Origin of the sequence: Mycobacterium paraense, assembly GCF_002101815.1 — a bacterium.
GTDB lineage: Bacteria > Actinomycetota > Actinomycetes > Mycobacteriales > Mycobacteriaceae > Mycobacterium > Mycobacterium paraense.
Genome location: NZ_LQPM01000003.1, coordinates 110,957 through 131,110, shown reverse-complemented (window position 1 = coordinate 131,110; position 20,154 = coordinate 110,957). Strand labels below are relative to the sequence as shown.

25 protein-coding genes are annotated in these 20,154 nt (G+C 67.8%); 14 read left to right on the top strand and 11 right to left on the bottom strand.

Annotation, left to right across the window (positions count from 1 at the left end; all coding sequences use genetic code 11):
• The first annotated feature begins 92 nt into the window (after window positions 1-92).
• The 7 genes from AWB89_RS01835 to AWB89_RS01805 all read left to right on the top strand — a co-directional run bounded on the left by AWB89_RS01835 (window position 93) and on the right by AWB89_RS01805 (window position 6,002).
• Window positions 93-950: an SDR family NAD(P)-dependent oxidoreductase gene (locus AWB89_RS01835; RefSeq protein WP_085095075.1), complete on the top strand. Its 858-nt coding sequence runs from the start codon at window positions 93-95 to the stop codon at window positions 948-950.
• 126 nt (window positions 951-1,076) lie between these two features.
• Window positions 1,077-1,466: a hypothetical protein gene (locus tag AWB89_RS01830; RefSeq protein ID WP_241520400.1), complete on the top strand. Its 390-nt coding sequence runs from the start codon at window positions 1,077-1,079 to the stop codon at window positions 1,464-1,466.
• A 62-nt stretch (window positions 1,467-1,528) separates the two neighbouring features.
• On the top strand, window positions 1,529-1,909 hold the full coding sequence (locus tag AWB89_RS01825; RefSeq protein WP_085171303.1) for a DUF1330 domain-containing protein: 381 nt from the start codon (window positions 1,529-1,531) through the stop codon (window positions 1,907-1,909).
• 78 nt (window positions 1,910-1,987) lie between these two features.
• Window positions 1,988-3,343, top strand: coding sequence for a WS/DGAT/MGAT family O-acyltransferase (locus AWB89_RS01820; protein ID WP_085171302.1), 1,356 nt, complete (start codon window positions 1,988-1,990; stop codon window positions 3,341-3,343).
• 6 nt (window positions 3,344-3,349) lie between these two features.
• Window positions 3,350-3,835, top strand: coding sequence for an NUDIX hydrolase (locus AWB89_RS01815; protein WP_085171301.1), 486 nt, complete (start codon window positions 3,350-3,352; stop codon window positions 3,833-3,835).
• Window position 3,836: 1 nt separating this feature from the next.
• Window positions 3,837-4,742 carry a haloalkane dehalogenase gene (locus AWB89_RS01810; protein ID WP_085171300.1) on the top strand — a complete coding sequence of 302 codons (906 nt, stop codon included), beginning with the start codon at window positions 3,837-3,839 and terminating at the stop codon, window positions 4,740-4,742.
• A 30-nt stretch (window positions 4,743-4,772) separates the two neighbouring features.
• Window positions 4,773-6,002 carry a cytochrome P450 gene (locus AWB89_RS01805; RefSeq protein WP_085171299.1) on the top strand — a complete coding sequence of 410 codons (1,230 nt, stop codon included), beginning with the start codon at window positions 4,773-4,775 and terminating at the stop codon, window positions 6,000-6,002.
• 24 nt (window positions 6,003-6,026) lie between these two features.
• On the opposite strand, the gene AWB89_RS01800 is transcribed toward AWB89_RS01805, so the two are convergent.
• Window positions 6,027-6,395, bottom strand: a complete 369-nt coding sequence (locus AWB89_RS01800) for a hypothetical protein (protein WP_085095062.1) — start codon at window positions 6,393-6,395, stop codon at window positions 6,027-6,029.
• A 40-nt stretch (window positions 6,396-6,435) separates the two neighbouring features.
• Window positions 6,436-6,885, bottom strand: a complete 450-nt coding sequence (locus AWB89_RS01795; protein ID WP_139830555.1) for a hypothetical protein — start codon at window positions 6,883-6,885, stop codon at window positions 6,436-6,438.
• Between the two features lie 166 nt (window positions 6,886-7,051).
• Here AWB89_RS01795 and AWB89_RS01790 point away from each other — a divergent pair, with 166 nt between their 5' ends.
• On the top strand, window positions 7,052-7,447 hold the full coding sequence (locus AWB89_RS01790; protein WP_241519283.1) for a hypothetical protein: 396 nt from the start codon (window positions 7,052-7,054) through the stop codon (window positions 7,445-7,447).
• Window positions 7,448-7,460: 13 nt separating this feature from the next.
• Here the strand turns inward: AWB89_RS01790 and AWB89_RS01785 are convergent, their stop codons facing one another.
• Entirely contained in the window at window positions 7,461-8,531 is a 1,071-nt protein-coding gene (locus AWB89_RS01785) for an ATP-dependent DNA ligase (protein ID WP_085171298.1), read from the bottom strand.
• A 25-nt stretch (window positions 8,532-8,556) separates the two neighbouring features.
• On the opposite strand from AWB89_RS01785, the gene ligD reads away from it, so the two are divergent.
• Complete coding sequence (ligD, locus tag AWB89_RS01780; protein WP_139830554.1) at window positions 8,557-9,597, top strand: non-homologous end-joining DNA ligase; 1,041 nt, start codon at window positions 8,557-8,559, stop codon at window positions 9,595-9,597.
• 7 nt (window positions 9,598-9,604) lie between these two features.
• On the opposite strand, the gene AWB89_RS01775 is transcribed toward ligD, so the two are convergent.
• A complete protein-coding gene (locus tag AWB89_RS01775) occupies window positions 9,605-10,195 on the bottom strand; it encodes a DUF998 domain-containing protein (RefSeq protein ID WP_158089797.1) in 591 nt (196 codons plus the stop codon).
• A 206-nt stretch (window positions 10,196-10,401) separates the two neighbouring features.
• Between AWB89_RS01775 and AWB89_RS01770 the strand changes: the two genes are divergently transcribed.
• Entirely contained in the window at window positions 10,402-11,406 is a 1,005-nt protein-coding gene (locus AWB89_RS01770) for an ABC transporter ATP-binding protein (RefSeq protein ID WP_085171374.1), read from the top strand.
• Between the two features lie 21 nt (window positions 11,407-11,427).
• Here AWB89_RS01770 and AWB89_RS01765 read toward each other — a convergent pair whose 3' ends face one another.
• The 6 genes from AWB89_RS01765 to AWB89_RS01740 all read right to left on the bottom strand — a co-directional run bounded on the left by AWB89_RS01765 (window position 11,428) and on the right by AWB89_RS01740 (window position 15,877).
• Window positions 11,428-11,865 (bottom strand): type II toxin-antitoxin system VapC family toxin, encoded by a 438-nt coding sequence (locus AWB89_RS01765; protein WP_085171296.1) that lies wholly within the window; start codon window positions 11,863-11,865, stop codon window positions 11,428-11,430.
• Window positions 11,862-12,116: an antitoxin gene (locus AWB89_RS01760; protein WP_085095048.1), complete on the bottom strand. Its 255-nt coding sequence runs from the start codon at window positions 12,114-12,116 to the stop codon at window positions 11,862-11,864. The genes AWB89_RS01765 and AWB89_RS01760 overlap by 4 nt, the downstream gene beginning before the upstream one ends.
• A 136-nt stretch (window positions 12,117-12,252) precedes the next feature.
• The gene (locus AWB89_RS01755; RefSeq protein ID WP_308206574.1) at window positions 12,253-13,074 is read right to left on the bottom strand and encodes a rhomboid-like protein; all 822 of its coding nucleotides are present in this window, start codon (window positions 13,072-13,074) and stop codon (window positions 12,253-12,255) included.
• Window positions 13,062-14,435, bottom strand: a complete 1,374-nt coding sequence (gene lysA, locus AWB89_RS01750; RefSeq protein ID WP_085171294.1) for a diaminopimelate decarboxylase — start codon at window positions 14,433-14,435, stop codon at window positions 13,062-13,064. The genes AWB89_RS01755 and lysA overlap by 13 nt, the downstream gene beginning before the upstream one ends.
• Before the next feature lie 114 nt (window positions 14,436-14,549).
• Window positions 14,550-15,314 carry an SDR family NAD(P)-dependent oxidoreductase gene (locus tag AWB89_RS01745; protein WP_085171293.1) on the bottom strand — a complete coding sequence of 255 codons (765 nt, stop codon included), beginning with the start codon at window positions 15,312-15,314 and terminating at the stop codon, window positions 14,550-14,552.
• An 11-nt stretch (window positions 15,315-15,325) separates the two neighbouring features.
• The gene (locus AWB89_RS01740; RefSeq protein ID WP_085171292.1) at window positions 15,326-15,877 is read right to left on the bottom strand and encodes a PaaI family thioesterase; all 552 of its coding nucleotides are present in this window, start codon (window positions 15,875-15,877) and stop codon (window positions 15,326-15,328) included.
• 113 nt (window positions 15,878-15,990) lie between these two features.
• Here AWB89_RS01740 and AWB89_RS01735 point away from each other — a divergent pair, with 113 nt between their 5' ends.
• The 3 genes from AWB89_RS01735 (at window position 15,991) to AWB89_RS01725 (ending at window position 18,685) form a co-directional block, all read left to right on the top strand.
• On the top strand, window positions 15,991-16,557 hold the full coding sequence (locus tag AWB89_RS01735; protein ID WP_085171373.1) for a TetR/AcrR family transcriptional regulator: 567 nt from the start codon (window positions 15,991-15,993) through the stop codon (window positions 16,555-16,557).
• A gap of 78 nt (window positions 16,558-16,635) precedes the next feature.
• Window positions 16,636-17,469 (top strand): mycofactocin-coupled SDR family oxidoreductase, encoded by an 834-nt coding sequence (locus tag AWB89_RS01730; RefSeq protein WP_085171291.1) that lies wholly within the window; start codon window positions 16,636-16,638, stop codon window positions 17,467-17,469.
• A gap of 13 nt (window positions 17,470-17,482) precedes the next feature.
• Complete coding sequence (locus AWB89_RS01725; RefSeq protein WP_085171290.1) at window positions 17,483-18,685, top strand: cytochrome P450; 1,203 nt, start codon at window positions 17,483-17,485, stop codon at window positions 18,683-18,685.
• A 17-nt stretch (window positions 18,686-18,702) separates the two neighbouring features.
• On the opposite strand, the gene AWB89_RS01720 is transcribed toward AWB89_RS01725, so the two are convergent.
• Window positions 18,703-19,251 carry a TetR/AcrR family transcriptional regulator gene (locus AWB89_RS01720; RefSeq protein ID WP_142282420.1) on the bottom strand — a complete coding sequence of 183 codons (549 nt, stop codon included), beginning with the start codon at window positions 19,249-19,251 and terminating at the stop codon, window positions 18,703-18,705.
• Window positions 19,252-19,417: 166 nt separating this feature from the next.
• Between AWB89_RS01720 and AWB89_RS01715 the strand changes: the two genes are divergently transcribed.
• Window positions 19,418-20,122: an SDR family NAD(P)-dependent oxidoreductase gene (locus tag AWB89_RS01715; protein WP_085171288.1), complete on the top strand. Its 705-nt coding sequence runs from the start codon at window positions 19,418-19,420 to the stop codon at window positions 20,120-20,122.
• The last annotated feature ends 32 nt before the right edge of the window (window positions 20,123-20,154 follow it).

Below are 20,154 nucleotides of genomic sequence, written 5' to 3'. Positions count from 1 at the left end.
TCCTGAGTGCACGCCTTTACACGCCAACGACTGAGATGGCACAGTATGACCCGCTGACAGTCACTGTCAATGACGCACAGGAAGGCCTGACGATGGGCGCCCTCGACGGCAAGATCGCGATCGTCACCGGAACCAGCCGCGGCGTGGGCGTGGGCATCGCCCACGAATTGCTGCGCGCGGGTGCCACGGTCATCGGCTGCTCGCGCTCGCCGCTGGCGGCCATCCCGGGTGTCGAACCCGACTGGGCGGCCCGCGCGCACCAAAAGGTCTGCGATCAAGGCGATTACCGTTCGATCGACTCCTTCGTCGCCGGCGTCGTGTCCGCCCACGGACGCATCGACATCCTGGTGAACAACGCCGGCGGCACGGTGCCGGCGCCGCACGCCGAAAGCATTCCCGAACTCGTGCAGCGCATCCAGGGCGCGCCGCCCAGCGACGACGACTATGAGCGCACGGCGCTGTTTCACGCATACGCGGTGCAGATGAACCTCATCAGCCCGCTGTGGTTCGCGATCCGCGCCTACCGGCAGATGAGCACCCAGGACGGGACGGGCTGCATCATCAACATCTCCAGCGGCGCCGGGCACCCGGCCGGGTCTCCCACCCTGGTCTCCTATGGGGCGGCCAAGAGCGGGCTCAACCAGCTGACCCGGTCGCTGGCCGAGGAGTGGGGGCCCAGGGTCCGGGTCAACTGCGTCGCGCTGGGCCCGACGATGACGGAGAACTTCCGGTCGTTCGTCCTGCCGAAAGACGATCCGACCGGCGAGAAGTACTTCGCCGCCGTCCCGCTGCGCCGGGCGGGGGAGCCGGCGGAGGTGGGCCGGGTCTGTGTCTTTCTGGCGAGCGGACAAGCTGACTTCGTCAACGGCACCACCATCGAATGCGACGGCGGCATGCTGCCCGGCGTGCTGTACGACGCGGGCCTGAAGACCATCACGGACCTGCTCTAGCGCCGCCATTCGCTCGTCCACCGAAACCGCCCGCGTCGATGAACGACGGTGCTACCTTCCCGGTAGTCAATGGCTCGCGGAGGCACCGTGCATCGGATAGTGGTTGCGGCAAACTGGGCCGCCCCAGTGCTCGTCGCGGTTGGCTGCTGGACGGGGACGCCTCCGGCCGCCGCCGACAATCCCGCCTGCAGCCAGGCCTGGTGCTCGTTCTTGTCCCCGTCCCGCAACATCAGCTGCGAGATGGACTACCACCGCAACGGCATTCCCGACGAGACCTACTGCCAGTCCAACTCGCCGCCGCAGTCCGTGCGGCTGTCGACCGACGGGACCTTCAAGAGCTGCTCGGGGGAGTCCTGCCTCGGCAACCCGGGCGAGGGCACGCCCGCCCTGGCCTACGGTCAAACCGCTTCGATGGGTCCCTTCAGCTGCCGCTCGGAAGAAAGCGGCGTCACCTGCAAGGTGGCCTCGGGGCGCGGGTTCACCATTTCGAACGCGGGGATCGTGCCGGTGGGGTAGCAGCCCCGCGACCGCGCCCTGTCCCGAAACGTCAACAGCCGAACCGATGCGAGGAGACTGCCATGGGCACGTCGCTGGAGCCGACCCCCGAACAGTTCGCCGCGCTGGCGGCGCGGCCGTCCGACGCCCCGGTGGTGATGGTCAACCTGTTGAAGTTCAAGACCCCGGGCGGCCTGGAGTCCTACCTGCAGTACGGGCAAGAGGTGGTGCCGCACCTGCAACGGGTCGGCGCCACCCTCCGGTACGCGGGCGCGGCGCCGAGCAATGTCATCGGTGACGGCGAACGCCCGTGGTGGGACGCGATTCTCATCGTCGAGTACCCGACCCCGCAGGCCTTCATCGACATGGTGACCACACCGGAGTACGCCAAGGTCCACGAGCACCGGGCCGCCGGCCTGGAACGCGGCGACCTCATCGCCACGTCGGCATGGTCGATGGCCTAGCGCGGACGACCCCGCCGGCGCGGCGGTGATGTTCTCAGAGCGCTTCGCGTCGCACGCGGTTCGCGGTCTAATTGGTGGATGGAACCGATGATGCCCACCGACGCGGTCTTCTTGCTGGGGGAATCGCGTGAACACCCCATGCATGTCGGGGGCTTGCAGTTATACGAGCCCCCACCGGGGGCCGGTCCGGAGTTCGTCCGGGAATTCACCGACGCCCTGATCGCCAGCGGCGAATTCCAGCCGACATTCCGCAAGCACCCCGCCACGATCCTGGGCGGGATCACCCCGATGGCGTGGGCCTACGACGACGAGGTCGACGTCGACTACCACGTGCGGCGCTCGGCGCTGGCGTCACCGGGCCGGGTCCGCGAGCTGCTGGAGCTGACCTCCAGGCTGCACACCAGCCTGCTGGATCGCCACCGCCCGCTGTGGGAACTGTACGTGGTGGAGGGGCTGAAGGACGGCCGGTTCGCGATGTACTGCAAGATGCATCACGCGCTGATCGACGGTGTCTCCGCGCAGAAGCTGATGCAGCGCTCGTTGTCGAATGACCCCGAGGACACCGAGATTCGTGCACCGTGGAGCCTGCCGGTGCGAAAGCGCAAGCCCAGCCCCACTTCCCGGTTGGGATCGCTGGTCAGGACGGCGGGATCCGTTGCGGCGCTTGGTCCCTCGACCGTATCGCTGGCCCGCGCCGCGCTGCTGGAGCAGCAGCTGACGCTGCCCTTCGGCGCCCCGCGCACCATGTTCAACGTCAAGATCGGGGGCGCGCGCCGGTGCGCCGCGCAGTCCTGGTCGGTGGACCGCATCAAGACCGTCAAGCGGGCCGCGGGCGTGACGCTCAACGACGTCGTCCTGGCCATGTGCTCGGGCGCGCTGCGCTACTACCTGCTCGAGCAGGACGCGCTGCCGGACACGCCCCTGGTCGCGATGGTCCCGGTGAGCCTGCGCCGCGAGGACGAGGCGGACGCCGGCGGCAACCTCGTCGGGGCGATCCTGTGCAACCTGGCCACCGACGCCGACGATCCGGCGCAGCGGCTACAGGCCGTCAGCGAGTCGATGCGCAACAACAAAAAGGTGTTCTCCGAGTTGCCCCGCGTCCAGGCGCTGGCGCTCTCGGCGATGAACATGGGCTCGCTGGCCCTGGCGGCCGTTCCGGGTTGGGTGAACTCCACGTCGCCCCCCTTCAACCTCGTCATATCGAACGTGCCGGGGCCCCAGGAGCAGCTGTATTGCGGCGGTGCGCGGCTCGACGGCAACTACCCGTTGTCCGCCATCCTGGACGGGCAGGCGCTCAACATCACCCTGGTCAGCAACGCCGGCAACCTGGACTTCGGTCTGGTCGGCTGCCGTCGCAGCGTGCCGCACCTGCAGCGCCTGCTCGCGCACCTCGAGTCGTCGCTCAAGGATCTGGAACAGGCCGTCGGAGTCTGACCGTCGATGCCGAAGCTCAGCGCGGGCGTGCTGGTGTACCGCCGCGTCGACGGCGTCGTCGAAGTCCTGATCGCGCATCCGGGCGGCCCGTTCTGGGCCCGCAAAGACGACGGCGCCTGGTCGATTCCCAAGGGCGAGTACGCCGACGGGGAGGACCCCTGGGAGGTCGCGGGCCGCGAATTTCAGGAGGAGTTGGGGCTGCCGCTGCCCGCCGGGCGGCGGATCGACTTCGGCGCGCTGAAACAGCCCAGCGGCAAGGTGATCACCGCCTTCGCCATCGAGGCCGATGTCGACGTCACCGACGCGCACAGCAACACCTTCGAGCTGGAGTGGCCGAAGGGCTCGGGCCGGATGCGCGAGTTTCCCGAGGTCGACCGGGCGGGCTGGTTTACCGTGGCGCGGGCACGCGCGAAGCTGCTCAAGGGTCAGCGACCGTTTCTCGATCGATTGATGGCCCATCCGGCGCTCGCCGGCCTGGACGAAGGGACCTGACATGGAAATGCTGCGCACCCCCGACGACCGGTTCGACGACGTGCCCGACTTCCCTTACGCGCCAAGGTATTGCGAGATATCGGACGGCGACGGCGGGACGTTGCGAGTCGCTTGGGTGGAGGACGGCCCGCAAGGCGCCGCCCCGGTTCTGATGCTGCACGGCGAGCCGTCGTGGTCCTACCTGTACCGCAAGATGATTCCGATCCTGGCCGCCGCCGGGCATCGCGTCATCTGCCCCGACCTGGTCGGGTTCGGCCGCTCGGACAAGCCGACCCGCCGCGAGGACCACAGCTACGCGCGCCATGTCGAATGGATGCGCGCCGTCGCGTTCGACGTCCTCGACCTTCACGACGTGACCCTGGTGGGCCAGGACTGGGGCGGGCTCATCGGCTTGCGGCTGGCCGCCGGGCATCCCGAGCGGTTCGCTCGCCTGGTCGTCGCCAACACCGGGCTGCCGAACGGCGAGCAGCCGATGGCCGAGGATTGGTGGCGCTTCCGCAAGGCCATCGCCATCGCGCCGGACCTCAACATCGGCTGGTTCGTGCAGGGTGGGTGTCTGCGGCAGATGAGCCAGCAGGCGCTCGAGGGTTACAACGCGCCGTTTCCCGATGATTCGTACTGCGTCGGGCCGCGGGCCATGCCCGGCCTGGTGCCCATTTCTCCGGACGACCCGGCCGCGGCGGCCAACAAGGCGGCGTGGGCCAAGCTGTCCGTGAGCCCGACGCCGATGCTGGTCGTGTTCAGCGACGGCGACCCCATCACCGGGCCGATGGCCGCGATCTTCCAGCGCGAGATGCGCGGCGCCCAGGGCATCGACCACCCGACGATCCGCGGCGCCGGGCACTTCCTGCAGGAGGACGCGGGCGAGGAACTGGCCAACCACATCGTGGAGTTTCTGCGGCGCTGAGCCGCCCGGCGGTGCGGGCAGAATGTGAGCATGACGACCGCCGCCCAAGCCGAATCGCAGGGGTTGCTGCTGCAACTGCTCGACCCGGCCCGTCGCGCCGATCCGTATCCGCTCCTGGCGCAGTTTCGCGAGCGCGGTCCGCTGCACCTTCCGCAGTCCAACCTCACCGTGTTCTCGGCGTACCGAGACTGCGACGAGGTGTTGCGGCATCCGTCGTCGAGCAGCAGCAACATGAAGTCGACGGTCGTGAAGCGACAGCTCGAGGCCGGTTTGGTGCAGCCCCGGTCGTTCCCGCCGGGATTTTTGTTCCTCGATCCACCCGATCACACGCGGCTGCGCAAGCTGGTCGCCAAGGCCTTCTCGCCGAAGGTGGTGAGCGCGCTCGAGCCCGAAATCATCGCGCTGGTCGACGGACTGCTTGACCGGATCGCCGAGAAGGGCGAGTTCGACGTCGTGGAGGATTTCGCGTATCCGCTGCCCGTTGCGGTGATCTGCCGGCTGCTCGGTGTGCCGCTCGAGGACGAGCCGCAATTCAGCAAGGCGTCGGCGGTGCTGGCGCAGGCCCTCGACCCGTTCTCCACGATCACCGGCGTCCCGCCGGACGTGGCGAACGAGCGAATGCAGGCGGTGCGGGGGCTACGCGGCTATCTGCACGACTTGATCGAACGGCGCCGGTCCGAGCCGGGCGACGACCTGTTGTCGGGCCTGGTGGCGGTGGAGGAGTCCGGCGACCAGTTGACCGAGGACGAAATCGTCTCCACCTGCAATCTGCTGTTGATCGCCGGACATGAGACCACGGTGAACCTGATCGGCAACGCGATCTTGGCCATGCTGCAGGACCCCGTGCACTGGGCGGCGCTGGGCGCCGACGCGGGCCGCGCTCCGGCGATCGTGGAGGAAACCCTGCGTTACGACCCACCCGTGCAACTGGCCGGTCGAGTCGCCGCCGAGGACATCACGATCGGAGACGTCGACGTGCCGGCGGGCGACATCATGATGGTCCTGCTCGCCGCGGCCCAGCGTGATCCCGCGGAGTTCGACCGGCCCGACAGCTTCGACCCCGATCGGGGGACCCTGCGGCACTTGGGGTTTGGCCGCGGAATCCACTATTGCCTGGGCGCACCGCTGGCGCGGCTGGAGGCCGGTGCGGCCCTGTCGGCGGTGACGGCACGCTTCCCACAGGCACGCCTGGCCGGCGAACCGCATTACAAGGCAAACGTCACGCTGCGCGGTTTGTCGGAGCTGATGGTCACCGTTTAGCGGGTCGCCGCCATCGGAGCGCGATCAGTCGCGCTCCCACGGCGCGGTTTCGTCCATCTTCTTGTAGTACTTCGCCAGATGGCTTTTGACGCGGCCGACGTCAGACTTGGGCAAGTCGATACCGCCGCGGGCCCCGTCCATGATCGCGCCCGCAATCATCACTCCCCGCGGCACCGCTTTGAGTTCGCCGCCGATCACGTCGGCGAACAGCAGCTTGTAGGAGGTGAAGTTGTCCTTCTTGCCGCTGTCGTACCAGATGTGGGCGTCGCGATATTTCTGGTTCGGCTTGTCCTGGGCGCCGGCCCATTTGCGCACCCGCTTTTCGGCGGCGGCGCCGTCCCACCGGCGGCCACGGTCGGCCAGCGGCAGATCCTTAAACGCTGTTACGGACATCTCTTCCGCGTGCCCGCTGCAAGCCGCGGATAAACGCTGCCTAAGCCTCGGCGTCGGCGGTGTCAGCGGATTCGGCGGCCGGGGCGGCCTCGGCCAACGCGATCGAAACCGGTACAGGGGTGGCCATCTCGATCTTTCCCTGCGGGTCGTAATAGGCGCCGATGGTGTACTCGCCTTCGGCCTCGACCGGGAAGCTCAGGTTTTCGGTGAAGCACCGGTACTTGGACGGTCTGTCCCCGTCGTCCGGCCAGTGCCACGACGCGTGGAGGCGGCCGCATGGTGCTCCCGTGGGGTCTTTGCACACGACGTGCAGTTCCGCGTCGTAGTCACCGCCGGAGCGCGCGTGGACCACGAGGACGATCGGAATAATTGCCTGCAAAGGGATTTGGTCGACGCGATACCACGTCGTGGGTATGCCGGTGGCATAGATCGCGCCGTTATCGTCCAGCGCGGCAGTGCCGGCCACGAATAGCGCGGCGATATTCAGCATCACGACAGCTTAATTCCGCAAGAATTTCGCAAGTGATCGGCGGTAGCTTTCAGTCCGGCGAACTGAAGTTGGGACCGGTAGCGCTGCGGGCGATGTCGAATTGCATCGCACGCGGCCCAAAAGGGCCCCACCATCGGAAAGGACAACGATGAGCAGCGTTCGTTCCATGACACGACGAATCACGCGGGCGGCGACGACTGCGTTGGTGGCCGGCGGCCTCGGTGTGGCCGGCTTAGGCCTGACCGTCGGCACGGCCGAAGCGCACCCCGGTCCCATGCCGCTGAACGCCTGGCCCGGCTGCCCGAACGACCACCCGCAGGGGCCCTGCCACTGGTGCCCGGGCGACCCCCCTGTGCAGACGGGCAATCTTCGCGTGGACCCAGTGCGTTGGGACGCGAATGTCTGCCACACGTACTGGTACGTGTACCCCGGGCAGGGCAACGTCGCCAACATGATCTTCGAGGGCGACGCCCCACCACCGCCGCCTCCGCCCGCGCCGCCGGGCCTGATCAACAGGGACAACTGCCAGCAGATCCTCGGGATCTTCTGCCCGCACGCCTGATCGGGCCGCGCCCTCAGCTGGGCCCGAGGCCGGGCACGATGTCGCCGAGGCGGAACGTCACCGGCTGCTCGAGCTGCGCGTAGGTGCACGAGCGGGGGTCGCGGTCGGGGCGCCACCGGCTGAACTGGGCGGTGTGCCGGAACCGCGGACCTTCCATGTGGTCGTAGCGGACCTCGACCACCCGCTCGGGTCGTAGCGGCACGAACGAGAGATCCTTGCCGGCGTTCCAGCGGGAGAATTCGTTCTTGCGAGGCGTCCGCTCGCCGGCCTCGTGCGCGGCCCAGCTCCAGGGGTGGCCCTCGAAAGTCGTCACCAGCGGCTGCAATTCGGCGAACAGGCGCCGCCGTTCGGCCATCGGCAAGGCGCCGATCACACCGACCGATGCAAGCTGGCCGTCCTCGGTGTAGAGCCCGAGCAGCAGCGAGCCGATCGCGTCGCCGCCCGACTTGTGCACCCGATAGCCGGCGACGACGCAGTCGGCGGTCCGCTCGTGCTTGATCTTGAACATCACCCGCTTGTCCGGCTGGTACGTGACGGTCAGCGGCTTGGCGATGACGCCGTCGAGTCCGGCGCCCTCGAACTCGGAGAACCATCGCTGGGCGGTCTCGAGGTCGGTGGTCGCGGGCGTGAGATGGATCGACGGACCGGAGCGTGCCAGGGCGTCGACGAGCGCGGCCCGCCGCTCGCTGAACGGGCGCCCGGTGTAGTCGTCGTCGCCGAGCGCCAGCAGGTCGAAGGCGATGAAGGAGGCCGGCGTCTTCTCGGCCAGCATCCGCACCCGCGAATCGGCCGGGTGGATCCGCTGCTGCAGCGCTTCGAAGTCCAGGCCGTGGTCGGTCGCGACGACGATCTCGCCGTCGATCACGCAGCGCTGTGGTAGCTCCGCGCGCATCGCCGCGACCAGCTCGGGAAAGTAGCGGGTCATCGGGCGCTCGTTGCGGCTGCCCAGCTCGACCTCGTCACCGTCGCGGAAGCAGATGGACCTGAACCCGTCCCATTTGGGCTCGTAGGACGCATCCGGCGGCATCGACCGCACCGGTTTGGCCAGCATCGGCGACACCGGCGGCATGACAGGCAAGTGCATGAGGTCATTGTGCTGGAATCGTCATGTGGCTGTTCCAGCGGAGGAAATCGACGTCGACGGCGTCGCGGTGCGCGTGACCAACCCCGACAAGGTCTATTTCCCCGCGCTGGGGTCGAACGGGACCAAGCGGCGGCTGGTGGAGTACTACCTGGCCGTGGCCCCCGGCCCGATGCTCACCGCGCTGCGCGACCGGCCCACCCATTTGCAGCGCTTCCCGGACGGCATCGACGGCGAGGAGATCTACCAGAAGCGGGTGCCGCAGCACCATCCCGACTACCTGGAGACCTGCCGGGTGACGTTCCCGTCGGGACGCACCGCCGACGCGCTGAAGGTGACCCATCCGTCCGCGATCGTGTGGGCGGCGCAGATGGGCACGGTCACGCTGCACCCGTGGCAGGTGCGCTGCCCGGACGTCGACCACCCCGACGAGTTGCGCATCGACCTGGATCCGCAGCCCGGCACCGGTTTTCAGCAGGCGCGCTCGGTGGCCGTCGACGTGCTGCGGCCGCTGCTCGACGAACTCGGCCTGGTCGGCTACCCGAAGACCTCCGGAGGCCGCGGCGTGCACGTGTTCCTGCGCATCGCCACCGATTGGGGCTTCGTCGAGGTGCGCCGGGCGGGCATCGCGCTCGCGCGCGAGGTGGAGCGACGCGCGCCCGATGCGGTGACCACGTCGTGGTGGAAGGAGGAGCGCGGGGAGCGGATCTTCATCGACTTCAACCAGAACGCCCGGGACCGCACCATGGCCTCGCCGTATTCGGTGCGGCGCACGCCGATCGCGACGGTGTCGACGCCGCTTACGTGGGACGAGCTGGCCGGCGCCGATCCCGACGACTACACCATGGCGACCGTGCCCGAATTTCTGCAGCGCCGGGACGATCCGTGGGCCGGCATCGACGACGTGGCCCAGTCGATCGCGCCGTTGCTGGAGATGGCCGAGGCCGACGAGCAGCGGGGTCTGGGTGACATGCCATACCCGCCGAACTACCCCAAGATGCCGGGGGAGCCGAAACGGGTGCAGCCTAGCAGAGACACCGATCGGAAGAGAGAGGACGAGCAGGCGTAGCGGACGCTCAGTTGTGATCGGCCGATACCGTTGCGCCCGAACGGGTTTGACGCCGGAGGCGACGACGAGCGCTGACGACGACGATCAGCGGCCAGAGCATCTCCGCCGTGGCGGCCGCGCGTTCACTCAGCCCTAATTGGATACCGCGCCACGCGTCGTAACCCATCCAGAGCAGCATTCCCACGAGAACGGCGGACACGAAAACCGACCGGCGAACGCGCCGCGTCCAACTTATCGGCCGGATTGTTGGGACCATGAGCAATGGCCAGATGGCCAAAAGGGTCGCGGCCAAACCGGTCGCCGCCACGTGAGCGGTGGCGGTACCGAGTCGATCGGGAAGCGCGGCGACCGCCAGACCACAGCACCCCGCTAGCGCCAGGGCGATGCGAGGGAGCAAGGGCAACACACGCAGCCCAACGGCGGTGACTATCTGGCACCCCGCGCTGATGGCCAAGCCTGCGGTCATGATCCATTCGCCGCGTCCGTCGGCGGCCAGCGTGCTGAGCGTCTGACTGATCGGGTCGTACGACTCAATGCGCACCGATCTCGCGATGCTGGCACTCCCCAGGAGAACGATCGGCGCCGATGCCGCCGACATGACAGTCCACCAAGGCACCGACGACCGCGTTGCCATGACGCCTGGGTACCCGGGCGGGTGCCCGTCATGCTCGGCATGCCGTCGACCGAGAAACAGGGACATCGAACGGTCGAATTCGCGTCGAGCATGGTTGCCCGCTGACGAAACGGCTATCCGGGTCCTATGACCATCGTGTGATGGCCGAGAAATTGCGGGGAGAACTGCACATGGGCATCGGAATTTCGGTAGCGGGGCTGAGCAAGTCGTTCGGGTCTTCCCGAGTCTGGGAAGACGTCACGATGGACATCCCTGCGGGCGAGGTCAGCGGGTTGATCGGTCCGTCGGGAACCGGCAAGTCGGTGTTTTTGAAGTCCTTGATCGGACTGTTGGAACCGGAGCGCGGCTCGATCGTCATCGACGGCCGGGACATCGTCAAGAGCACGGCCAGAGAGCTTTACGACATCCGCAGGCTCTTCGGTGTCATGTTTCAGGACGGCGCATTGTTCGGCTCGATGAACTTGTACGACAACACCGCGTTCCCCTTGCGCGAGCACACCAAGAAGAAGGAGAGCGAGATCCGCGACATTGTCATGGAAAAGCTCGAGTTGGTGGGCCTCGGTGGCGACGAAAACAAAATGCCCGGCGAAATCTCGGGGGGCATGAAAAAGCGCGCCGGGCTGGCCCGCTCGCTGGTGCTCGACCCGCAGATCATCCTCTGCGACGAGCCCGACTCAGGCCTGGACCCGGTGCGCACCGCCTACCTCTGCCAACTGCTCATCGACATCAATGCGCAAACAGACGCGACCATCCTGATCGTGACGCACAACATCAACGTCGCCCGTACGGTTCCGGACAACATCGGCATGCTGTTCCGTCGCAGGCTGGTGATGTTCGGGCCCCGCGAAGTGCTGCTGACCAGCGACGAGCCGGTGGTGGGTCAGTTCCTCAACGGGCGCCGGATCGGCCCGATCGGCATGTCCGAGGAGAAGGACGAGGCGACGATGGCCGAGGAGCAGGCCATGGTCGACGCCGGCCAGCACGCCGGAGGCGTCGAGGACGTCGAGGGAGTGCCGCCACAGGTCGTCGCCACGCCGGGCATGCCGGAGCGCAAGGCCGTGGAGCGCCGGAGGGCTCGAGTGCGCGAGATGCTGCACACGCTGCCCCCGAAGGCGCAAAAGGCGATTCAGGAGGATCTGCAGGGCGCTGACGGTGATCGCTTCGCGCGACGCTGAGCAAGCGGCCCCGGAAGACGGTCAGCTCAGCAAAGACTCCGGTGTTTCCCACCGGACGCCGTCGAATCGTCCGAAATCGCTGTCGTAACTGACGATTCGTGCCCGGTGCTCAATCGCCAAAGCGGCCAGGTGGGCGTCGTTGACGAGATTGCCTCCCGCGCCGACTTGCGGCAGCAGCCCGGAAAGCACATCGCCGTGGCGCGGAGTGGGCGTCACGATGACGGAGCCGGGTGCGTTACACCAATCGACCACCTGGGCCATTGCCGCGTCGGCGGCCAGGGGCGACGGGAACAGCCCGTGCCGGGTCGTCAATCGCACAAAGGCAAGCAGCGGCACCCACGCCAGGCCGACGGTGTCACCGCCGGACAGCGCACCGTCGAGCCAGCGGCGTGATGCCTCGTGGTGGTCTGCGGCAGTGTTGACGGCATAAAGCAGGACATTGGCGTCGACGATCCTCATGCGCCGCGGCGCTGTCGCCTGATCAGTTCCTCGTCCTCGAGTTCGCCGGCGATCTGCAGGGCTCGGTCCAGGTTCACCAACGGCACGCCCAGGTCGGCTGTGCGCGTTTCGAAGACCGCGGGAGCCGGTCGCCGTTGCGCACCTTGGCGGATGGCGTCATTGAGCGCCTGCTTGAACGATATTTGGCGTTCACGCATCAGGCGCCTGATGACCACGAGCGTGTCGTCATCCAGTGTCACCGTGGTCCGCATCCTGACAGCATAGCGTCATACTTTTTGATGCTCTGCTGTCAAGGCGCCAGAATCCGCGTTGAAAGCGCCGGGCAATCCCGGTTTGCGCGAAATCGCTGATGTTTGCCGGAAGTGGGGCGGCAGGCGTGAGCGGTGGCTATGCTGCCGCGGGCTGCGGAACGAATTCCGGTTGCGCGGACGCGTTCCGCGCGTTCGCCAATTGGCCGGCGAGCAGCCCTATGAGCATGCCCGCCACACCCGCGACCGTCGTCTCCGCCGATGAGCCCGACAGTACGAAGTAGCCGAACGCGGCACCCCCGATAAGCAATCCGACGCGCGCGGGGGTCCAGTGGGCCGCCGACGGCAGGCGATACGACAAGCCGGTGCCGAGCAGCAGCGCAAGGACGTGCCCGACGGCGGTGAAGTCGGCGCCCGAGGCGGCCATCAACGCGATGCCCAGCCACCATCCGACCCACACGTGGCGCCAGCGCGACGGGATGGACGCCGTCAAGGCGCCCAGCACGCACACCGCGCCGTAACTGACGCCGACGTCGCTCGCCCGCGCAATGGAGAACGGCAGCCATCCCGCCTTGAGCGCGACGACCAGCCCCGCCGCGACGAGCAACGTGGCGCCGACATGACCGACCGTGAACGCGATCACCAAACCCTTGCCGCGCCAGATCAATTCGCCCAAAGCCAGCAGGCACGCCAGCCACGGCAGCCAAAGACAGATCTCCCCGCCGTCCTCGACGAACGCGCTACCCACCAGCGTGCTCAGGTGGCCATGTGCCAGATTGTGCAAGTTGGTGCTCATGCGGCTCACCGCAACCTCTCGCGCATGCGGGCCGAGCGCGTTCAACGCGACCGAGATCGCTGCCAGCAGGACCGCGTAAACCGCCGTGATACGCACCGAGGCCGCGCGGGACAACACCCGCGCGGCCCAGCTCTCGGTTCTTCCACGAACGGCTATGGCGTACATCGTGATTCGCCTTCGTCCGAGTGGCCCGACCAGCCGCGGTCCCGGGCGAGCAGATCGGCGATGGTCTCGCGGCGCACCAGCTCGTGGGCCCTGCCGTTGGCGGCGGCGACCAGCGGCGGGCGACCGACCAGGCTGCAGCTGGATCCCATCGAGTAGTGGTAGGCGCCGGTGCAGGCCACCGCCAGCAGGTCGCCGGGATGGATGTCGGCCGACAGCTGGACATCGCTGGCGATCTCGTCGCCGGCCTCGCAGTGACGGCCCACCACCGTCACGGGCGCGGTGTCGGCGGACGAACGTCGATTGGCCAGTGCCACGGTGTATTTCGCGTCGGCGCCCGCCACGCGCGGATTGTCGCTCATGCCGCCGTCCACCGCGACGAAGGTGCGTCCGTCGCTCTGGCGTTTGACGGCGACCACCCGGTACAGGGTGATCCCGGCGCGGGCCGCGATCGCGCGGCCCGGCTGGATCACGATCCGGGGCCGGGGATAACCGTATTTGGTGCACGCGGATTGGAGCGTGGCGTCGATGACCGCGCCCAATGCCCGCGGGTCGAGCTCGGGGTCTCCGGACCGATAGGGGACCGCGTGCCCGCCACCGAGATTGAGTTCGTCCAGCACGATCCCGTGGCGGTCCCGCACCTGGGCCATCAAGGCGATCACCTGCCTGATCGCCTCGCCGTACAACCCGACACCGGCGAGCTGCGACCCCAGCTGGCAGTGCAGCCCGACCAGGTCGAGCCACGGCTGATCCAAGACGCGCTTCACCGCGCCGTAAGCCTGCCCACCCGCCAACGCAAAGCCGAACTTCTGGTCGAGCACCCCGGCGCTCACCGCGCCGGCGTCAATGTCGGGAATCACCCGGATCAGCACGCGTTGGCGACGGCGCACCCGCCCGGCCAGCAGCGCGATCTCGTTGGGTGTGTCGATCACGATTCGCCCGACCCCCGCGGCGACCGCGTCGTCCAGCTCGCCGGCGGTCTTGACGTTGCCGCTGAGGATGATCCTCGACGGCGGCACCTCGCCGGTGAGCGCGGTGGCCAGCTCGCCTCCCGAACACACGTCCATGCCCGCGCCTTCGTCGGCGGCCCACCCGGCCACGGCCGCGCTCAGCAGCGCGCGACCGGCGTAAATCACTTCGGCCCCGGGAAGCGCCGCGCGGTAATTGCGGATGCGGGCGCGGAAATCTTCCTCATCGACGACGTAGGACGGGGTGCCGAACGAGGCGGCCAGCTCGGTGGCGGCGACCCCGCCGACGCTCAACCGGCCCATCCCGTCGACGTAGCTGCTCAGCGGCCAGATCGCCCGGTCGAGGTGCGAATGCACCTCGTGCCGCGGCGACGAAACCAGCTCGAACAGCGTCATAGATCCACGGTGCAGGCGCCCGGCGGGATCCGCCTCGTTCTTAACGAAGCTTTCACACCGGTGTGATTAATCTTCACAGATCCATAACGGTGGGCCGCGTCGCCCGCGGGCCGGCTACGCGAAATAGGCCGACGGGATGAAAGGGACGTCATCGGGCGCGGCGCGACGGGCCGCCAGCAACGCGCGGGCGGCGTCACCGATGGGAATACGCAGCGCAAGTTGCGGCTTCTCGGCGGCGTCGGCAACCTCGGCGGCGACCTGCTCCGGGGTGATGATCCCGGCGCGCGCGCCGCCGCCGGCAAGAATCGCGGCGTACGGGTCGCCGGGCAGCGTGTAGGTGGTCACGTCGTCGAGGGCGCCGGAGCTCACGGCGCCGGGTTCCAGCAGGGCGGCCTGGACACCGAACGGTGCGACCTCGATGGCGAGCGCCTCAACCAGGGCTTCCAGCGCCCATTTCGTCGACGCGTACGCCGCGCCGGGTGGCAGCACGACCCGCCCGACGACGCTGGACATGAACATCAGCTTCCCGTCGCCGCGGGCGCGCATCTGCGGCAGGACCGCCTGGGCGACGCGGATGGCGCCGACGGTGTTGAGGTTGAGCAGGCGCTGCAGCTCGGCCAGCGGGGTGGCCTCCACCGAGGCGTACACGATCTCAGCGGCGTTGGAGATAAGGACGTCGATCTGGCCGGCGGCCGCGACTGCGGCCGCCACGCTCGCATCGTCAGTGACGTCGAGTGCCAGCCGCTCGCTGACGTCGAGGTCGGCGAGCGTGCGCGGGTCACGGGCGGTGGCCACGACGCGATGCCCGCGATGGGCGAACTCGGCGGCGATGGCGCGGCCGATGCCGCGGCTGGCTCCGGTGATCAGAACGGATGGCATGGCAGGTCCTTTCAGGAATGGTTTCCGTTGGTGCTGGGAGGCTTTGCGTTACTTGGTAAATCGAAGACCAGCAGAGTGCTGGTCGCGGTCGCCACGAGCTTGCCCGACGCGTCGGTGACTTCCGCTTCGGCGAACCCGATCCGGGATCCCGCTTTCACCACGGTTCCGACCGCGGTCAGGATTCCGCTGCCCGTGGTCACCGCTCTGAGGTAGTTGACCTTGATTTCGACCGACGTATAGCCGACGCCCTCGGGCAGGGTGGTCTGCATCGCACAGGCGGCCGCGGTATCCAGCAGGGTGCACACCGCGCCGCCATGCACCACGCCCAGCGGGTTGTACATCGACGCATCCGGTGCGCAGGAAAACTCGATGCGGCCGTTTTGCACGTCCTCGAGGCGCATCCGCAGCAGCTCGGCGATCGGTGAGGGCGGCAGCTGCCCGTCGGCGACCGCCTGCCAGTACGCAAGGCCGGACATCGACGCGGCCGCGGCCTGCGTTGTGACCGGGTCGCGCCAGGTGACCAGTCGCGACTGCTCGACGCCCCAGCCCGCCGCAATCTCCATGCGCCCGCCTTCAAAACCGATCGGTTTACCCAACGCATCCGAACTTAGCGCTGCTTTCACGCTTTGTAAACCGATCGGTGTATGATCAAAATGTGAACGACGCCACAACCTCGATGCGCCCGACGGGCGGGCGCGGGGCCCGCGAGCGCATCGAGCGCGCCGCGGAGCGGCTCTTCTACCGCAACGGAATCCACGCGACCGGCGTCGAACTCATCGCCCAAGAGGCCAACGTCTCCAAGCGCACGCTCTATCAGCACTTCGCCAGCAAGAACGACCTCGTGGACAGCTACCTGCGCGGCTTTCAGTCCCGCGGCGGCTCGCCCAACGAGCGGCGGCTGGAGGACGCCGCCATGTCCCCGCGCGAGCGGCTCTTGGCGATCTTCGAAATGCAGCCTCGAGAAGTGTTGCGCGGCTGCCCGTTTCACAATGCGGCCGTGGAATCCGCCGGAGCCCTGCGGAGCGCGGACGAGATCGTGCGCGCGCACAAGCAGGAATTCACCCGCCGCCTCATCGCCGTGGCGGAGCAGGCCGGTGCCGCCGATCCGCATCAGCTCGGCCAGCAACTGGCCGTGCTGTTCGAGGGCGCCGCGGCGATGGCGACGTCGCTGAACGACACCGCGCCCGTGGTCCACGCCCGGGCCGCCGCGGCGACGCTGATCGATGCCGCGCTGCGCCCTTGACTAGCGCCTCCCGGTGCTGCTACATATGGCGTGCGCCCAAATTTGGGCGATCGCCCAAAAATCGGGATCGAGGTGGCAATGGGCCGGATGGACGGCAAGGTCGCGTTCGTGACCGGCGCCGCGCGCGGGCAGGGCAGGAGTCACGTCGTACGGCTCGCGCAGGAGGGCGCCGACATCATCGCCGTCGACATCTGCCGGAAGTTCGAGGCTTCGCCGGCCGACGGCGCGACGCCCGAAGACCTCGACGAGACCGCGGGCCTGGTGAAAAACGCCGGCGGCCGCGTCGTCACCGCCGAGGTCGATGTTCGCGATTTCGACGCGTTGCGGGCAGCCGTCGACAGCGGGGTCGAACAGCTGGGGCGCCTGGACGTGATCGTCGCGAACGCCGGCATCGGGACGATGGCGGGAAAGCTGCACAAGACCGACGAGTCGCTGTGGCAGGAGATGATCGACGTCAACCTCAGCGGTGTCTGGAAGACGGTGAAGGCCGGCGTTCCGCACATCCTCGACGGCGGCCGCGGCGGCTCCATCGTCCTGACGTCCTCGGTGGCCGGCTTGAAGGCCTATTCCCACATGGGTCACTACGTGGCGGCCAAGCACGGCGTGATCGGGCTGATGCGTTCGTTTGCGGTCGAATTGGGCCAGCGCATGATCAGGGTCAACGCCGTCCTTCCGACGCACGTGAACTCGCCGCTGCTGATGAACGAGGCCACCTATCGCGCCTTCCGGCCGGAGCTGGAGAACCCCGGTCCGGACGACCTCGCGCCGGTGTGCCAGACCTTCCACTACCTGCCGATCCCGTGGGTGACCCCCGAAGACATCACCAACGCCGTGCTGTTTCTGGCCTCCGACGAAGCGCGCTACATCACCGGCGTCGCGCTGCCCGTGGATGCCGGCAGCTGCCTGAAGTAGTAAGGAAACATCGATGACCGTCACCAGCGACACCGACGTCTACTACGACCCCTACGACACCGGCATCATCGCCGACCCGTATCCGACCTATGCGCGGCTGCGCGAAGAGGCGCCGCTCTACTACAACGAGCGGTACGACTTCTGGGCCATATCAAGGCATTCCGACGTCGAGCGCGCCTTGGCCAACTGGGAGGTGTTCTCCAATCGCCGCAGCGACATCCTCGAGTTGATTCAGTCGAAATTCGACATGCCCGGCGGCGTGATGATGTTCCAGGATCCGCCCGAGCACACCAGGCTCCGCGGCCTGATGTCGCGGGTGTTCACCCCGCGCCGGATGGCCGAGCTCGAAGACCAGATCCGCCGGTACTGCGTGCGGTGCCTCGATCCGCTCGTCGGGTCGGGGGGCTTCGACATCATCGCCGAACTCGCGTCGATGATGCCGATGCGGGTGATCGGGATGCTGCTGGGAATCCCCGAGTCCGAACAGGTTTCGGTCCGCGACGCCAATGACGCCAACCTGCGCACCAAGCCGGGCACACCGATGAAGGTCGCCGACGCCGACTCCATCGCCGACGGCCGCATCTACGCCGACTACGTCGAATGGCGGTCCAAGAACCCCTCCGACGACCTGATGACCCAGCTGCTCAACGTCGAGTTCGACGACGACAACGGGGTGCACCGAAAGCTGACGCGCAAAGAGGTGCTGCATTACACCCAGGTGGTCGCGGGCGCCGGAAACGAGACCACCGGACGGCTGATCGGCTGGCTGGCCAAGGTGCTCGCCGAGCACCCGGATCAGCGGCGCGAGGTCTACCAAGACCGGTCGCTGCTGACCCGGACCGTCGACGAGACGCTGCGGTTCGAACCCACCGGACCCCACGTCGCCCGTTGGATGGCAAAGGATTTCGAGTGCTACGGCAGGACGGTTCCCGCCGGCAGCGCCATGCTGCTGCTGTTCGGCGCGGCCAATCGCGACCACCGTCGCTATGCCGACCCCGATACGTTCAACATCCGCCGCGACAACATCTCGCACATCACCTTCGGCAAGGGCGTGCATTACTGCCTCGGGGCCAACCTGGCTCGGCTCGAGGGTCGCGTCGCCCTCGACGAGATCCTCAACCGCTGGCCGGAGTGGGACATCGATTACGACACGGCGCAATTGGCGTCAACGTCGACGGTCCGCGGCTGGGAGCACCTGCGGGTCGTGCTGCCCTAGTGCTGCCCTAGGTCGGGTCAATCCCGCCGCTTGGTCGGCATCTCGAACCGGTCCAGGAACCGGTTGACCAGCGCGACGGCCTCGTCATGGCCGCCCTTGGTGCCGAGCGTCTGCTCGAGGATCAGGGTGCGCCCGACCGCGGCGATGACCACCGCGATGCCCGCGGGCGGGAATTCGCTTGTGTCCAGGCCGTGCTCGCGGACGATGAAGTTGAGCGCGGTGATCTGCATCTCCCGCCACCGGTCCTGCCACGCGGAGATCTCCGCCCGGATCTCCTTGCGGTGGTTGGCAAGCCCCATGAACTCCAGCAGCAGCCGGGCGTCCTTGGGTTCGACGAGCGTCTCCCAGAAGGCGTGCAGGGGCTTCTCGGAGGCCAGCGCCTCGCGCTGGCGTTCCAGGTAGGTGGCGGCGCCCCGGCGGAAGACGTCCAGATACAGCTCGTCCATCGTCGGGAAGTAGTAGTGCACCAACGCCGGTTTGACCCCGGCTTCGGCGGCGACCCGCCGCGATGTGGCCGCGGCGTAACCCTCCTCGACCATGATTCGACTCGTCGCGTCGATCAGCATGTCCCGCGTGGTGGACTCCCTGGCCATCAACGGACCCTAAATTGGGCGATCGCCAAAAATCAACCGCCCGCCGCAACCGGAGCGGCCGCACTTGACCCTCGTCGCGCGGGGGTGATAGGCAGTGTCAAGCCCGATGCTGGGCGGTCGCTCAGGAAGGTGGGTGCGCGTGAAGACTGCGGTGGTGACCGGCGGCGCGTCCGGGATCGGCCGGGCCGTCGCGGAGCGATTGCGCAGCGACGGATTTCGGGTGGCGGTCATCGACCTGTCGCCCACCGACGACGGGTTCGGCTACGTCGCGGACGTGACCGATCGCGCGCAGGTCGAAGCCGCCATGTCGGCGATCCGGGACGCGCTCGGCCCGATCCTGGTGCTGGTCAACGCGGCCGGCGTCGAAGGCTTCAAGAAATTCCTGGGCATGTCCTTCGAGGAATGGTCGAAGGTGATCGACGTCAACCTCAACGGCGTGTTCCACACGATTCAGGCCGCCCTGCCCGACATGGTCGAGGCGGGTTGGGGCCGCATCGTCAACATTTCGTCGTCCAGCACGCATTCGGGGCAGCCGTTCATGGCCCACTACGTGGCGGCCAAGTCCGCGGTGAACGGCCTCACGAAATCGCTGGCCCTCGAATACGGGCCGAGCGGAATTACCGTGAACGCGGTTCCGCCGGGGTTCATCGACACGCCGATGCTGCGCGCCGCCGAGCGCCGGCAGCTGCTGGGCGGCACGGTGGAGGACCACATCGCGCGCACGCCGGTGCGCCGGGTGGGCAGGCCGGAGGACATCGCCGCCGCGTGCGCGTTCTTCGCCTCCGAGGAGGCCGGCTACATCACCGGCCAGATCCTCGGCGTCAACGGCGGGCGCAACACCTGAGGGTTAGGAAGTCGCGCCCGCGGGGAACTGTT